The sequence below is a fragment of the Gammaproteobacteria bacterium genome (assembly GCA_003696665.1).
Classification (GTDB): Bacteria; Pseudomonadota; Gammaproteobacteria; order Enterobacterales.
The window spans coordinates 1-13,790 of the sequence record RFGJ01000276.1; the positions used below are offsets into that span (position 1 = coordinate 1).

The following is a 13,790-nucleotide window of genomic DNA, read 5'->3' on the forward strand; positions in this document are numbered from 1 at the left end:
ATTCCCAAATCCCATATAGCTGCAGCAACTACCGCCGACCGTACTCACTCGACCGTTCTCCTGGTAGTTGCCAGTCGCAACTGGCAATGTGGCCGTTTGGATACTTGTGGCAGAGCCCTCCACCATATCAATGGCGGGCTGCGTGGTATTCACAGCGCCAGTGGCCAAGTCTTCGACGGCATCATCGGACGAGGCATTGATCTGACTCTCGACTTTGGGTGTTGTGGCCGCAGCATCCACATAACGCACCGGGTAGAGAATTGGACCGCCCGCATTGACATTGGCACCGGCGGTAAAGCGCATTAAACCCACATTAACATTCGACACCGAGTCCAGAATTTCATTTAGCGCTTCCTGCATGATTTTTAAACGGGATTTTCCGGTGCCCGGGACCGTACTGCGCATTGAACCGGATGTGTCCATGATGAACAGGATATTCGGACGTACCGTCTTGGCATTCGTGCCTACATAGATTTCGATGTCGTCCGCCCACACCGTCGGATTGCTAAACCCCACCAATACCGCGATGGCCGTGCTGAACAACCATTTATGCAACCACTTACCCATTGTCATACCCTCCGGTGCCTACCACCATGTCACGAACCCGCACAAAGTGCGACTTCAGTAAACCACTGTTCAACGGTCCCTTGCGTCTCATCCGAATTATCAGGCGTACCGTTGCCATCTATATCAATCCAGCCTGTGCCCTCTGCCTGGTAACGATGACATCCTGGCATCGTCAACCCAACCCCTAGGCTATAACCAGGGCAAGCTGTCGCAGGCCCTTGACATCCCCGATACCAAACTCGGACACGAGATTTGAATACATCTTCCAAAAAGGCAGCCGTGCAGTCCGCGACGAGGAGACCGTTTCGATCCGCACAGCGCACAAGGGCATTGGCGGGATCGGTGCTATTTGGATTTGCCGGATCCATAAGATTGCGAGTCAACGCCAGAATATGACCGGGATCTGTCAGATCATTGCCCGCATTACCCACCGTGCGAAGCGCCCCCAAGCCACTCTGTGCAGAATAAAAAGCCAAACGCGCTTGTTGTATGCTGGCTGCGGCTGACTCCGAATTAGTGCTGGTCGTCAGCGCACTCACACCAAGCACTGTCAAAATCATCAAGATCACTAGAGCAACCACCAATGTGGCGCCATTTTGTCGATTCTTGTTCACGTTTTTCTCAAGCCCATTCATAACTCCGCCTCCTACGGCCGATTTTGCAAAACGACCGTGGTGGTAAACTGGCGGCGCAACCGCCGATCATTGAAGGAAACCGCTGGCGCATCTAGCAATTGAAAGGTTTGCGCCGTTGTCCGTGGAAAAACGTTATTGAGCGTCGAAATCAACAGGGAGATACGGACAGAGTGCACTCGTGTCTGCGAACCTGTCGCCACGACACGTGTTGCGGTCATGTATTGATCCACAAAACCGTCATTGTCGCTGTCGACACCGTAAAGCGCCTGAAAACCATCGACACCATCGACCAGTGGCTGCCCATTGCATCGTAACTCACCATTCACCACGTCAAAGGTATTGGTAATCACTCCATTAATCACTGCACCGGTGCAGTCCACGGTGCCGACATATTGGATTTGTAAAGTATCGGTATCACCGTCTGCCGTGACCGCAAAATCAACATTGACCGGTAACGTCGAAAAGCCACCAGGCAAAAGCGTGTCATCCACAAAGCCTGCATTTTCGATTTCCCGCGTGAGAAATTCCATGGCCAGACGTCCTTTGTCTTGCACATCGGAGACCGCCGCCTGTACTTTCGTGGTTTGCGCAGTCCCGACAAAGATCTGGATCAGTCCTGCTGTCAGAATGAGCCCCAAAAGGCCAGCAATCATTAGCTCAATCAGGGTGAATCCTCGAGCATGCCTGAGCGTAACCATCTGAGCGCCCATCATGGTATCAGCTCCATGTAAACACAGTTCATGCCTTCCGGGAATCCTGGCACCGGCGGCACATCCGCTGGCGTCGCTTGACACCGGGCATCAATAATCTGTCCAACTTCACCGGTATCAGCCTTCACTGCATTAGCCTGCCAGCCAACGAAAATGGTGTATTTTGATCCGGGACTACAATTATCACCATCCGGGCCTGTCAGCGTAGTACCGTCCGGTGCATCGGACGTTGGCAGAAACACCGGATGCCCCACACCAGTCGTCGGATTGATTTGGTACGGATTTGGCTTGGGATCGACGGCTGGATTTTGCTCATCCGCATCCGTACAGACCACCCGAACCTGCCCGCCAGGCAACAAGTTTTGTGCGGACAAGCAGACTTCATAAGTATCAAAGATCGCCAACTGTTGTTCGTTACAGGCAGCCGCTGGCGCCCCTCCGTTGTCGGCACAAAACGGTACAGGTGGCACGGCACAGTTATAAATTGTGCCCCCAGTTTGCCCGTAGACATTCTGATCAAATGTTGGATCAACGGCGCCAGTGGCCCTCAAGTGGGCTCGCATATCCCAATTCACATAATCTCGATTGGCGCGCATGCGATCAGCCAAATCTTGGGCAATCAAAGTGGCTTGGCTGCGATAATAACCTTCCTCACCGCTACTGACAGCCGAAAGCTGCAAGGCAGCAAAACCAAGCAAGCCAATCCCAAGTACCAGCACCGCCACCAGCACCTCGATTAAAGAAAAACCGTACTGTTTTGCGTTCACCATTTTCTTACGAGCAGCTGTTATCACTGGTACATGCCTCCGCGCGTCCTGGATAGTTGATCCAACAGACACTGGTGATTCCGAGTCCACGAATTTCAATCCGGCGCCCCTTTTTCCGGTCGTCACAGAGCTTCGCGACAACGGGTGTCAAGACGCTGCGCGCCCCTGATGGACGGAAAACAATACTGGCAGGCATGCCACCTCCCGTCTCTTCAATACCTGGCGCCATTTCGTAATTGAACACTGTGATGGTTTTGGCCACATCACGAACAAGCCAACCGTTATCCCAATCACCACTAATCGGTGCGACTTCCATTGAGACTCTACGCTTGACTGCTTCTGTCCTCGCTATCTTGATGGCATTGACGAGCGCATTCGCCTGTGCCGTTAATCGGTTGTCCATAATAAATCCACGCATCACCGGAACCGCCATGGCCAGCAAGACGCCTGCCACAGCGATGGTGAGCATCAATTCAATGACGGTTAAGCCATTTTGAGCACGTTTCGTCCCCACCATGGACTCCCAACTGAGACATACTTAGCCTGTAGGATGAGGAGCTTGGTCGCAAAGATCAAGGGGGTGGCCGATTGAATGCATCGATCGGCCGACAACTGGCATGAAGACAAAAATTTTTGCTAACTACGTCACAAATTTAAGGCGAGCGCAAATCAGGTGGCAATGCAAACACCATATCTTCCTGCACGGTGGTATTTGTCTCGACCAATTGTCCGCCCAGAGCACGCAATCGGGCAACGACCGCTTGCACCAAAACTTCTGGTGCCGATGCCCCGGCGGTGACACCGACATCGCTCACATTGTCAAGCCAACCGCTGTCGATTTCGCCGGCTCCGTCGATCAAGTAAGCTCGGGCACCACATTTTTCCGCCAATTCTCTGAGACGATTAGAATTCGAGCTATTTTTCGACCCGACAACCAGCACAAGTTGGCAATGACCAGCAAGCGCACGAACCGCATCCTGTCGATTCTGTGTGGCGTAACAAATGTCGTCTTTTTTGGGCCCCTGCACCGACGGGAACTTCTCGCGTAACGCTTCGACAATCCGATGTGTATCATCGACGGACAATGTCGTCTGGGTCACATAAAATAATTGCTCTGGATTTTTGACCTCAAGCGCTTGGACATCCTCAACAGATTCCACCAGATAGATACCACCGTCCGGATTGTCGTACTGCCCCATCGTACCGACCACTTCAGGATGGCCGCGATGGCCAATCAGCACACATTCAATGCCGCGCCGTGCAGCACGTGCCACCTCCATGTGCACTTTTGTCACCAAAGGACAGGTCGCGTCAAAGACGCGCAGCTTTCGCCTCGTCGCTTCATCCCGTACCGCTCGCGATACGCCATGTGCGGAAAATATCAGCGTGGCACCATCCGGCACTTCATTCAGATCTTCAATGAATCTGGCCCCTTTGGCACGCAAACCGTCGACAACATAACGATTGTGCACCACTTCGTGCTTAACATAAATCGGTGCGCCAAACAGCGCGAGGGCCCGATTAACAATCTCGATCGCACGATCAACCCCAGCACAAAAACCACGCGGATTCGCCAAATAAATATTCACCGTTCAGTCCTCTAGTTTCACCGGTATCGCCTGTATGCCGTCGTCACGAGTCGGCGCTGGCCCAAGACATTCCACCTCAATCGTCAATTGTGTCTCCAGCCAAGGTGGATTAAAGTCTATCGTCACCGAATCCCCAACGATTTGTTTGATAACACCGGGCACCGTTTGGCCATCTGGCATAGCAAACTCAATAACAAGCCCTTCCTTCAACGACGCTGGCTCCGGGAACCGTTGTCGCTCCAGGAACTGTACACGGTTTGGCTCGTACGGCCCAAAAATGTCGGTTCCGGGCAGGCTGAATACACGTTGCTCCCCGGGTTTGATGTCTGCGACCTGGTTCTTAAGCGCTGTACTTAAGCTGTCGTCGTCAAGTCGAAGTAACACAGGACGATTCCTGGCTCTGGAGTCTTCAATGAGCGTTCCGTCAGGCAGTCGCCATTGCCAATGCACAAGTATCGCACTACTCATGGCGTGACTCCGAGCGCCAAGCATCAAAAATCATCAGCACGCAGCCGACCGTAATTGCCGCATCGGCCAGATTAAATGTTGGCCAGTGATAACGCCCGATATACCAGTCAATGAAGTCGATGACATGCCCCCATAGGACACGGTCAATTAAATTACCAATGGCGCCGCCTATAATGAGCGCCGCACCGATGGCGCTGATTTTTTCGTGCGCCGCCATCCGGCGCATCCAAATCACCAAACCAACGGACACAACCGCGGCCAATAGGCCAAACAGGTAATGCTGCCAGCCCCCGCCCGTGGCCAAAAAGGAAAAGGCCGCCCCTTTGTTGTAAGCAAGCAGCCAATTAAATCCCGGTATCACAGGCACTGGTTCATAGAACGATAAGAAACGCTCAGCAAGCCACTTGCTCACCTGATCAAGCATCAGCACCATGGCGCTAAGCCATAACCAACGAATCTGCCCCGATTCCCTAGCCAATGCGACGCTCCTCTCCGTCACCAACCACATTTTCGAGACAGCGGCCGCATAGCTGGGGGTGTTCTGGATTCACGCCCACATCGGGCCGCCGATGCCAACACCGAATACATTTTTCTCCTTCGGCTGGCCTGACGCGAATTCGCAGTCCAGACAACTCCGTTGATTCCGCATGCGCATCCGCATCACCAATTGAGTGCATGGTCACTTTGGACACAATGAGGAGAAAACGAAGTTCTTCTCCGATACCACCAAGACGTGAACGCCATTCATCATTAACATATAGGTCAACCTGTGCTTCAAGGCTTCCACCAATCAACTTGGCGTTGCGGGCCACTTCGATCGCCTTGTTGACAGCGGTTTTCAGTCTCACGATGGCTTGCCAGTCTGACATGGAAATAGGCGCGCCCTCAGGCAACGGACTGAGCTTTGTATACCACTCGGCATCGAATGGTGTTTCGGTCTCCCGATAAGGCAAATGCTGCCAAATCTCATCTGCGGTAAACGAGAGCACCGGCATCATCCAACGCACCATCGCTTCCAGAATGTGGTACATCGCTGTTTGGCAGGAACGATGCGGTCGACTGCCGGTTTTTGCGGTGTACTGACGGTCTTTGATAATGTCGAGATAAAAACCGCCCATGGTGACCGAACAAAAGTAGTGGAGCCTTTGCATCGCTTCATGAAAGTCATAATTCTGGTACGCAGCTACGATGGCCTGTTGTGTCTCCAGTGTGTGGGCAATGGCCCACTGATCCAATGGCAACAAATCATCGAAATCAAGGGCATCCGTCTGCGGGTCAAATCCATGGATATTGGCTAAAAGAAAACGCGCTGTATTACGTATTCTTCGATAACGGTCTGCCGCATGCTTGAGAATCGCATCACCGACGGCCATCTCGCCGGTATAATCAGTGGAAGCCACCCAAAGGCGAAGTATGTCCGCACCAAGTGAATTGATCACCTTTTGCGGTGCCACCACGTTGCCGCGTGACTTGGACATTTTTTCGCCTTTTTCATCGACGGTAAAACCGTGCGTCAGCACCTGGCGGTAAGGAGCATGACCATCCATTGCCACCGAAGTCAGCAGCGAAGATTGAAACCACCCACGATGCTGGTCAGAGCCCTCAAGGTACAAATCGGCAGGTCGCGCCAGTTCATCACGTTGTGCAAGAACGCAATAATGACTAACGCCCGAGTCAATCCAGACATCCAGGATATCCTGCACCTTGGCGTAGTCATTGGCCTCGTCCCCGAGAATCTCACGTGGGTCTAGGTCATACCACGCCTGCACACCATCCTGCTCAATTCGCTCCGCCACCTTCTCCATCAGCTCAACCGAATTTGGATGCAACTCGCCGGTGCGCTTATCCACAAACAACGCAATGGGCACACCCCATGTACGTTGTCGTGAAATGCACCAATCCGGTCGCTGCTGCAACATGCTTTCGATACGCGCCTGCCCCCAGTCCGGTATCCATTGTACTTTTTCTGCTTCTGATAACGCCTGTTCTCGGAGACCGGCTTGCGTCATACTGACGAACCACTGGGGGGTGGCCCGGAAAATGATCGGGATTTTGTGACGCCAGCAGTGCGGATAGCTATGCTGTATGGCTTCTTGCTTGAGCAGATAGCCCCGCTCATGCAAAAGTTCAATAATGGCCTGATTGGCCGAAAAAACGAATTCTCCAGCGACATAAGGGACGTCTTCTGCGAATACACCGTCATCGTTCACTGGGTTGTCAACCGGCAAATTGTATTGCTGGCCAATAATGAAATCATCCAAACCATGGGCAGGCGCAGTATGCACCAAACCTGTGCCGGCTTCAGTGGTGACATGGCGGCCTAGAATGACCGGTACCTGCCGCTCTAGGAATGGGTGCGCCAACTGCACGTTTTCAAGATCTGCCCCTTTAAGAAAACCGATAATCTGATAGTCACTGACCTCCCAGCGCGCCATACAGTCAAGTAGTAATGCCTGCGCTACAATTAACCGCCGATGGCCAACTGTCGAATCCTTGGCAGTTTCGACCACCACATAGTCAAGCTCCGGATGCACTGCCACTGCCTGATTGGCCGGCAACGTCCAGGGCGTTGTTGTCCAGATGACGATTTCCAGCGCTCCACCCGCAGGAAATGCCGACATACCTTCGGGCAAGTGAACACGTTCAGAAATTTGCCCTTCGTCAAGGACCGTAAAGGTGACATCAATGGCTGGCGAGCGCTTGTCACGGTACTCGACTTCCGCTTCAGCCAAGGCGCTACGACAGTCTGTGCACCAATAGACGGGCTTAAAGCCACGATGTAAATGTCCATTTTTAACGATTTTAGCCAACGCCCGGACAATGTTAGCCTCATACGAATAGTCCATAGTGCGGTAGGGGTTGGCCCAGTCGCCAAGTACACCCAACCTACGGAAGTCCTGCATTTGTCGCTGAATTTGCGATTCTGCGTAAGCACGGCATTGTTGTCGAAATTCGGCCGGACTGACTTTGGCACCTGGCTTGCCAATTTGTTTTTCGACATTCAACTCAATGGGCAGCCCATGACAATCCCAGCCAGGAACATAGGGGGCATCATAGCCATCCAGCGTTCTGCTTTTGATGACAATATCTTTAAGAATTTTGTTGACAGCATGACCAATGTGGATATCACCATTGGCGTACGGCGGCCCATCATGCAGGATAAATTTTTCTCGACCAGCACGGGCCCGACGAATTTTTTCGTAAACATTTAAAGCCTCCCACCGTGCCAGCATTTCCGGCTCGCGCTTAGCCAGATTGCCGCGCATAGGAAAGTCAGTTTGTGGCAAATTCAACGTCTGTTTATAGTCAGTCATTACTCTGTCACCCGTGATTCCATTTGATTTTGTTCACTGAGAATGGCTCTTGCGGCACGACAATCCGCCTCGATTTGTCGTTGTAGGGCAGCCAACGAAGCGAACTTACTTTCTGGACGTACGCGCGCGATGGGACGCACCCAAAGTCGCTGACCGTACAAATTGTCATCCACATCAAACCAATGCACCTCAAATCGCCATACCCCGCCCGAGACTGTCGGCCTTATTCCAACATTGGCAACGCCTTGCCAAATTTCCGAACGCCCCGGGCGTCCTCCTACCACAGCATAGACACCAGACAGCGGCGGTCGAATTTTTCCCAGACGCAAATTGGCTGTCGGAAAGCCAATTGTACGTCCGAGTCGATCGCCTTGCACTACCCGGCTTTCAAAATACCATTCCCATCCCAAGGCTTGGTTTGCTCGAGCCATCTCGCCGTCTGCCAACCATTGTCTAATTTGACTTGAAGAAACACGCACACCATCGTGAAGAATTGAACTACTCGCCTCCAACGTATAACCATATTGTTTTTGCATGGCTTGCAGCAAGGCGAAATCACCACGGCGACGGTGCCCAAAACGAAAATCATCGCCAATGACCAACGAATGCGCATTCAATCCCTTAATCAAAATAGCTTCCAAAAAACGTTCCGCTTCCATCGTTGCCAGCCGTGACGTAAAGGGGAGTATGACAAGTTGCTGGACGCCCAGCTGCGCCAACCGTTGGGCTTTGATGCGCATGGTCGTTAATCGCGCCATCGGTGACAGCTGCCTGATGTGCGCAAAATACTCCTCCGGCAACGGCTCAAAAGTGACCACCGTCGGCACCAGGCCGTGACGTTTTCCTTGCCGAACCACCGTCTCAATGATCGACCGATGTCCCCGGTGCACACCGTCAAAATTGCCCACTGTGACAATGGAGGCGGCCAGATTCTGTAAATGGGTATAACCGCGAACAATTCGCATGGATGTACTGTCCAATTCGCAAGGCGTCCGATTATACCGATCACCTACGTCGTTGGCGATGCTTTACGCAGTGGTATGCAAATGGGCCGGACGGATGCCCGATACCCACAGACCAACGATGTACACAGCAACCCCGAAAACGCACAGCTTGCTGATTTGCCAAACCCGGTCAATGAGTGCGGCGTGCTGCCACCAGCTCATTTCAGGATTCAGCCAATCGACTGCCAATAACATCATGCTGCTCGCGACGGCTATTTTCAGGCTCCACCTGCCTATGCCAGCTGAAAACGACAATCCGTCTCGGCGCAAAGCCCGCCACAACATTGATGCATTTGCGATGGCCGACAGTGACGTTGCCAGTGCCAGTCCAACATGCCCGAGCCACCAAAATAATGCCAAATTGGCCATCATGTTGATGACCATAGCGCGAATCGCAATCCGTACCGGCGTGCTGGTGTCCTGCCGTGAATAAAACCCAGGCGCCAACACCTTAATCAGCATAAAGGCATTCAGCCCTAGTGTGTATGCCATCAGGCTCGCCGCTGCCTGCGTGGCATCATGAACAGTAAAGGCCCCTCTTTGAAATAACGTTAACAGCAAGGGTTCCGCCAAAATAATCAAACCAACTGCCGCCGGGATCCCCACCATCAGCACCATTCGTATCGCCCAATTCAGCGTTTCAGCAAACGAACCATCGGCAGACTGAGAATATTGACGGGACAAGGTTGGCAATATCACCGTCGCGATACCAATACCAAAAATGCCAAGAGGAAATTCCAACAGTCGGTCCGAATAATAAAGCCAACTGATGCTACCGGTGACTAGGAATGACGCCAAGATGGAGTCGAGCAACAAGTTAATTTGTGTCACGGAAACACCGAACAAGGCCGGCGTGATCAGTTTCAAGATTTTTCGTACGCCAGAATGCTTCCAATCCCATTTAGGTTTTGGCAACAACCCAAGTCGCCACAGGAACGGTAGCTGAAACAAAAGCTGTAGCACACCCGCCACAAAGACAGCCCATGGCAACGCCATCACCGGTTCAGACAAGCTCGGGGCCACCCAAATGGCTGCGACAATCATCGATATGTTCAATAGCACTGGCGTAATGGCCGGCACCGCAAACTGGCCGTAAGTATTCAGAATCCCGCCAGCAAACGCCGTCAGCGAAATAAATAAGAGGTAAGGGAAAGTGATTTTGATCATTAAAGAAAGCAACCAAAACTTTTCCGGCTGCCCCCAAAATCCCATGCCAAACAAACCAGCCACAGCAGGCGAACCGATAATGGCGAGACAGGTCAATATCAACAGCACCCCACCTAAAGTGCCAGCCACCCTATCAATCAGGGCCTGCACCCCCGGCTTTCCATCTTGCACCAAAGTTTCGTTCAAAACTGGCACAAATGCCTGTGCAAACGCGCCCTCTGCAAATAGGCGTCGAAGAAAATTGGGGATTTTTTGTGCGAGTAGAAAAACGTCAGCATGCGCAGACGCACCGACAAGGTGTGCCAGCACGACATCTCGCACCAACCCAAGAACGCGTGAGACGAGCGTCATGAGACTGACAACACCACCCGCTTTAAAAAGACTTTTAGACATGCAGCTTAATCAGGTTGTCTGGCTTTCAATCTGTGTGCGAATAAGTTCGATAATTTGATAAGCGCGTTCTTCATCAATATTCTGCCCTTCAATCACTGAACGACGAAAAGAGAATGCGCCAACCCACCCCGACGCCTCAACGACCGCGACAGTCAGATTCTTGTTCAAGATGTAATACAGCGGACCAACAATCAAACCAATCAAAGCAGGCATTAACAGAACAGTCAACAACAACGCCGCCTTCCAAGGTTTTTCATAGCCATAAAATGCGGAAGTGATCGATTTCATTGGAATCACCCGAATCTGCTTGCCCGCCAGAGAAGAAGATACAAAGCGAATCACATCATCTTTGACCTCGACCTCAACCGTCGCGTCAATACGCAGAAGCGACAAAATCCAAGAGATCAAACCACCCTCTCTCCCAACCAGGTGAACATAATTACCATCTTTATCCGGCGTTTTCGACGCATACCATTTTTTTATCACCAAAGACATTCATTCTCCCCCTTCCTGTTATGTATTGCGACATGCATATCGCCCGGCATGGTAGAAGCTTATCGCCACACGGTCAATTTTGAAAAATTCGTTCTTGACATTCATTGACGAACTGGATAGCCTCGCTCGGCGACTGTTTCAAGGCTATCCTCATGCGAAAGCGGAGGAGCGCAAAGCCACCGGTCTAAGGGTATTTACCTATGACAGCGGAGCTGCCGGTCGGAAATCTTTCCCCAGATATTCCAACAGGGCAGCTTCCATACGAACATAACGGAGGTTGCCAACGATGAAAAAATTCCTTTATATCCCCCTGTTTGCATTCAGCATGTTACTTGCCCTGCCAAGCCAAGCAGCGAATATCGAACGCACTGTCCAGACCCTTTGTGACTATGCAAAAACAAATAACCGCAGCGCCATCCGCAAGCGCCTTAAGGAAGCAAGAATCAATTTGAAGGCTGTGTACGATGCCATACAATGCGGCGCTGGCAAGGGTTTTGAAGGGGGCTCTCTGTTAAAAACCGCAACATTCTTTGGCGCGGAGCATGTTGCCAAGTTTCTTATCATTCGCTTGGGCGAAAAGGGATTAAAAAATTTGGAAGATCCAAACTTTGCCCAATGGGGACACAATTTGATCGCCAGTGGCAAGACGCCAAAACCAGCAGCCGTTAAGAACATCATCGAAAAATACCGTGAAAAAACGGCCAGCTAGCCACCACTCATACTCTTATTAAGCTATCCTTTGTACAAACCATCTCAATTGGCCAGGAGGGTTTGTGCAAGGGATTCTTATCACAGGCGGAACCGGCTTTATCGGCTCCGCATTGATACGTGATTTGATGGCCCTCAATCATCAAATCACTGTATTAACCCGCTCACCGGAAGCGCATCGCACGAAATTTCCCGAGCAGGTACGGCTTGTAGGGAACTTGGCAGATATCGACCAACAAATCGACAGTGTCGTCAATCTCGCTGGTGCGAATCTCTTTGCTAGGCGCTGGACAACCCATTACAAGCAATGTCTGAGACAAAGTCGCATTGAACTTACGCGCCAATTAGTGGCGTGGATGGAAGCCCAGGCCTCACCGCCTCATACTTTGATTTCTGGTTCGGCTGTCGGCTATTACGGCGATCGTGGTGATGCGGAATTGACCGAACGTGCTCCCGCAGGCTTCGACTTTGGCGCGCAACTGTGTCGGGACTGGGAGGCAGAAGCAAACGCTTATAAATCAGGTCGCGTGGTTTGTATTCGCACGGGTATTGTGCTCGGCAATGGTGGTGCCCTCAAACAAATGCTGCCACCGTTTAAATTCGGATTGGGTGCCATTCTCGGCTCTGGAAATCAATATTGGCCGTGGATCAGCCTGGCTGATGAAGTCGCCGCCATCCGTTGGATCATGGACAATGAGACGATGATCGGGCCGGTAAATCTGACCGCCCCAGAACCCGTACCACAATCCGTTTTTGCCAAAACCTTAGCCAGACAACTTCGACGGCCGTGTTTTCTTAACATGCCCGCGAGCGTCTTGCGACTCATCGTTGGCGAAGCCAGCGAAATCCTTCTGGCCAGTCAACGATGCGTGCCTGAGGTGTTAATGGAACATGGTTTTCGGTTTCAATACCCTAGTCTCACGCAAGCCCTGAAAAGCCTTTTGTAAGCCTTATTGGCGTAACCCCGTTCCCTTATGCAAGAGCCAAAGCGCCCAGCTTGCAAGCAATACGATAAAGGCCACGCACATGCCAATGGACGTCCAAACTGGCACGTCTGACTGCCCTAAAAAGCCGTAACGAAATCCATTGACCATATAAAGTATTGGATTAAATAACGACACCTTCTGCCAGAATTCGGGCAGTAGTTGTATGGAATAGAAGACACCGCCAAGATACGTCAACGGCGTCAGTACAAACGTTGGCACAATCGAAATGTCATCGAATTTTTTGGCAAAAATGGCGTTAATGAAGCCGCCGAGCGAAAAGGCGGTCGCGGTCAACAAAGCGAGCACGACCACCACCCACAGGTGGGCGATACTGATGTCGACAAAGAACAGGGCAATCGAGCTGACGATCAAGGCAGTGATCGCGGCGCGACACACTCCGCCGGTCACATAACCAAGCAATACGATCGCATTCGGCACCGGTGCGACCATTAACTCTTCGATATGTCTCTGGAATTTCGCGCTGAAAAATGATGAAACGACATTCGAATAGCTGTTGGTGATAACCGACATCATAATCAGGCCTGGCACAATGTACTCCATATAACCAAAGCCAGCCATATCACCGACTCGTGATCCAATTAATGTGCCAAAAATGACAAAGTACAATGTCATTGTGATTGCTGGCGGCACCAATGTTTGCAACCAGATGCGCATAAAACGCGTGATTTCTTTAATCACAATGGTTGTCAGGGCAATGCGATAAGTCGTGAACTTGCTCATGAGCTCGCTTCCACCGTTTTTCGCTGAATCAGGCGAACAAACAACTCTTCCAATCGGTTTGCTTTGTTGCGCATTGAGATGACTCGAACGCCTTTTCCATCCAGCAAAGCAAACAACCGATTCAGGCCAATATGCTTTGGCACATCAACTTCGATGCAATGTTCATCCCGATAACGGAAAATAAATTCACCCAGTTCATCAACTTTCGGACTTTTCTCATCCAAATCAAGCACAAACGTCTCTACA

16 protein-coding genes and 1 riboswitch are annotated in these 13,790 nt (G+C 51.5%); of the genes, 2 read left to right on the top strand and 14 right to left on the bottom strand.

The features are described from left to right. From D6694_07590 to D6694_07645, 12 genes are all read right to left on the bottom strand, one after another. Positions 1-567 (bottom strand): VWA domain-containing protein (locus tag D6694_07590; protein RMH42755.1); only part of this gene is annotated, 567 nt, incomplete at its 3' end. A 29-nt stretch (positions 568-596) separates the two neighbouring features. Next, positions 597-1,202: a hypothetical protein gene (locus tag D6694_07595; protein RMH42756.1), complete on the bottom strand. Its 606-nt coding sequence runs from the start codon at positions 1,200-1,202 to the stop codon at positions 597-599. Positions 1,203-1,213: 11 nt separating this feature from the next. Continuing rightward, on the bottom strand, positions 1,214-1,915 hold the full coding sequence (locus D6694_07600; protein RMH42757.1) for a hypothetical protein: 702 nt from the start codon (positions 1,913-1,915) through the stop codon (positions 1,214-1,216). Beyond that, the gene (pilV, locus tag D6694_07605; protein RMH42758.1) at positions 1,912-2,682 is read right to left on the bottom strand and encodes a type IV pilus modification protein PilV; all 771 of its coding nucleotides are present in this window, start codon (positions 2,680-2,682) and stop codon (positions 1,912-1,914) included. Before pilV ends, D6694_07600 begins: the two co-directional genes overlap by 4 nt. Before the next feature lie 4 nt (positions 2,683-2,686). Next, the gene (locus tag D6694_07610) at positions 2,687-3,196 is read right to left on the bottom strand and encodes a prepilin-type N-terminal cleavage/methylation domain-containing protein (protein RMH42759.1); all 510 of its coding nucleotides are present in this window, start codon (positions 3,194-3,196) and stop codon (positions 2,687-2,689) included. A 136-nt stretch (positions 3,197-3,332) separates the two neighbouring features. Beyond that, positions 3,333-4,268: a 4-hydroxy-3-methylbut-2-enyl diphosphate reductase gene (locus tag D6694_07615; GenBank protein RMH42760.1), complete on the bottom strand. Its 936-nt coding sequence runs from the start codon at positions 4,266-4,268 to the stop codon at positions 3,333-3,335. A 3-nt stretch (positions 4,269-4,271) separates the two neighbouring features. After that, positions 4,272-4,760: a peptidylprolyl isomerase gene (locus tag D6694_07620; GenBank protein RMH42761.1), complete on the bottom strand. Its 489-nt coding sequence runs from the start codon at positions 4,758-4,760 to the stop codon at positions 4,272-4,274. Beyond that, the gene (locus tag D6694_07625; protein RMH42762.1) at positions 4,729-5,244 is read right to left on the bottom strand and encodes a lipoprotein signal peptidase; all 516 of its coding nucleotides are present in this window, start codon (positions 5,242-5,244) and stop codon (positions 4,729-4,731) included. The genes D6694_07620 and D6694_07625 overlap by 32 nt, the downstream gene beginning before the upstream one ends. Next, on the bottom strand, positions 5,207-8,050 hold the full coding sequence (locus D6694_07630) for an isoleucine--tRNA ligase (GenBank protein RMH42763.1): 2,844 nt from the start codon (positions 8,048-8,050) through the stop codon (positions 5,207-5,209). The genes D6694_07625 and D6694_07630 overlap by 38 nt, the downstream gene beginning before the upstream one ends. Beyond that, positions 8,050-9,015, bottom strand: a complete 966-nt coding sequence (locus D6694_07635; protein RMH42764.1) for a bifunctional riboflavin kinase/FAD synthetase — start codon at positions 9,013-9,015, stop codon at positions 8,050-8,052. Before D6694_07635 ends, D6694_07630 begins: the two co-directional genes overlap by 1 nt. 63 nt (positions 9,016-9,078) lie before the next feature. Continuing rightward, positions 9,079-10,614, bottom strand: a complete 1,536-nt coding sequence (murJ, locus tag D6694_07640; protein ID RMH42765.1) for a murein biosynthesis integral membrane protein MurJ — start codon at positions 10,612-10,614, stop codon at positions 9,079-9,081. Positions 10,615-10,623: 9 nt separating this feature from the next. Then, the gene (locus D6694_07645; protein ID RMH42766.1) at positions 10,624-11,109 is read right to left on the bottom strand and encodes a hypothetical protein; all 486 of its coding nucleotides are present in this window, start codon (positions 11,107-11,109) and stop codon (positions 10,624-10,626) included. Positions 11,110-11,241: 132 nt separating this feature from the next. Then, positions 11,242-11,329: riboswitch (cyclic di-GMP riboswitch) on the top strand. 66 nt (positions 11,330-11,395) lie between these two features. Here D6694_07645 and D6694_07650 point away from each other — a divergent pair. Beyond that, the gene (locus tag D6694_07650) at positions 11,396-11,818 is read left to right on the top strand and encodes a DUF3718 domain-containing protein (GenBank protein RMH42767.1); all 423 of its coding nucleotides are present in this window, start codon (positions 11,396-11,398) and stop codon (positions 11,816-11,818) included. Positions 11,819-11,882: 64 nt separating this feature from the next. Beyond that, positions 11,883-12,764 carry a TIGR01777 family protein gene (locus D6694_07655; protein RMH42768.1) on the top strand — a complete coding sequence of 294 codons (882 nt, stop codon included), beginning with the start codon at positions 11,883-11,885 and terminating at the stop codon, positions 12,762-12,764. 3 nt (positions 12,765-12,767) lie between these two features. Here the strand turns inward: D6694_07655 and D6694_07660 are convergent, their stop codons facing one another. Together D6694_07660 and D6694_07665 are read right to left on the bottom strand one after the other, a co-directional pair. Beyond that, entirely contained in the window at positions 12,768-13,544 is a 777-nt protein-coding gene (locus tag D6694_07660) for an ABC transporter permease (GenBank protein ID RMH42769.1), read from the bottom strand. Then, the coding region (locus tag D6694_07665) for an ABC transporter ATP-binding protein (protein RMH42770.1) at positions 13,541-13,790 on the bottom strand (250 nt) is incomplete at its 5' end. The genes D6694_07660 and D6694_07665, both read right to left, overlap by 4 nt.

Excerpts from the sequence above, each read along its gene's own strand:
- D6694_07645 (RMH42766.1), bottom strand. The coding sequence starts at position 11,109 with ATGTCTTTGGTGATAAAAAAATGGTATGCGTCGAAAACGCCGGATAAA.
- D6694_07600 (RMH42757.1), bottom strand. The coding sequence starts at position 1,915 with ATGATGGGCGCTCAGATGGTTACGCTCAGGCATGCTCGAGGATTCACC.
- D6694_07630 (RMH42763.1), bottom strand. The coding sequence starts at position 8,050 with ATGACTGACTATAAACAGACGTTGAATTTGCCACAAACTGACTTTCCT.
- D6694_07660 (RMH42769.1), bottom strand. The coding sequence starts at position 13,544 with ATGAGCAAGTTCACGACTTATCGCATTGCCCTGACAACCATTGTGATT.
- D6694_07635 (RMH42764.1), bottom strand. The coding sequence starts at position 9,015 with ATGCGAATTGTTCGCGGTTATACCCATTTACAGAATCTGGCCGCCTCC.
- murJ (RMH42765.1), bottom strand. The coding sequence starts at position 10,614 with ATGTCTAAAAGTCTTTTTAAAGCGGGTGGTGTTGTCAGTCTCATGACG.
- D6694_07595 (RMH42756.1), bottom strand. The coding sequence starts at position 1,202 with ATGAATGGGCTTGAGAAAAACGTGAACAAGAATCGACAAAATGGCGCC.
- D6694_07610 (RMH42759.1), bottom strand. The coding sequence starts at position 3,196 with ATGGTGGGGACGAAACGTGCTCAAAATGGCTTAACCGTCATTGAATTG.
- D6694_07650 (RMH42767.1), top strand. The coding sequence starts at position 11,396 with ATGAAAAAATTCCTTTATATCCCCCTGTTTGCATTCAGCATGTTACTT.
- pilV (RMH42758.1), bottom strand. The coding sequence starts at position 2,682 with ATGGTGAACGCAAAACAGTACGGTTTTTCTTTAATCGAGGTGCTGGTG.
- D6694_07620 (RMH42761.1), bottom strand. The coding sequence starts at position 4,760 with ATGCTTGGCGCTCGGAGTCACGCCATGAGTAGTGCGATACTTGTGCAT.
- D6694_07625 (RMH42762.1), bottom strand. The coding sequence starts at position 5,244 with ATGTGGTTGGTGACGGAGAGGAGCGTCGCATTGGCTAGGGAATCGGGG.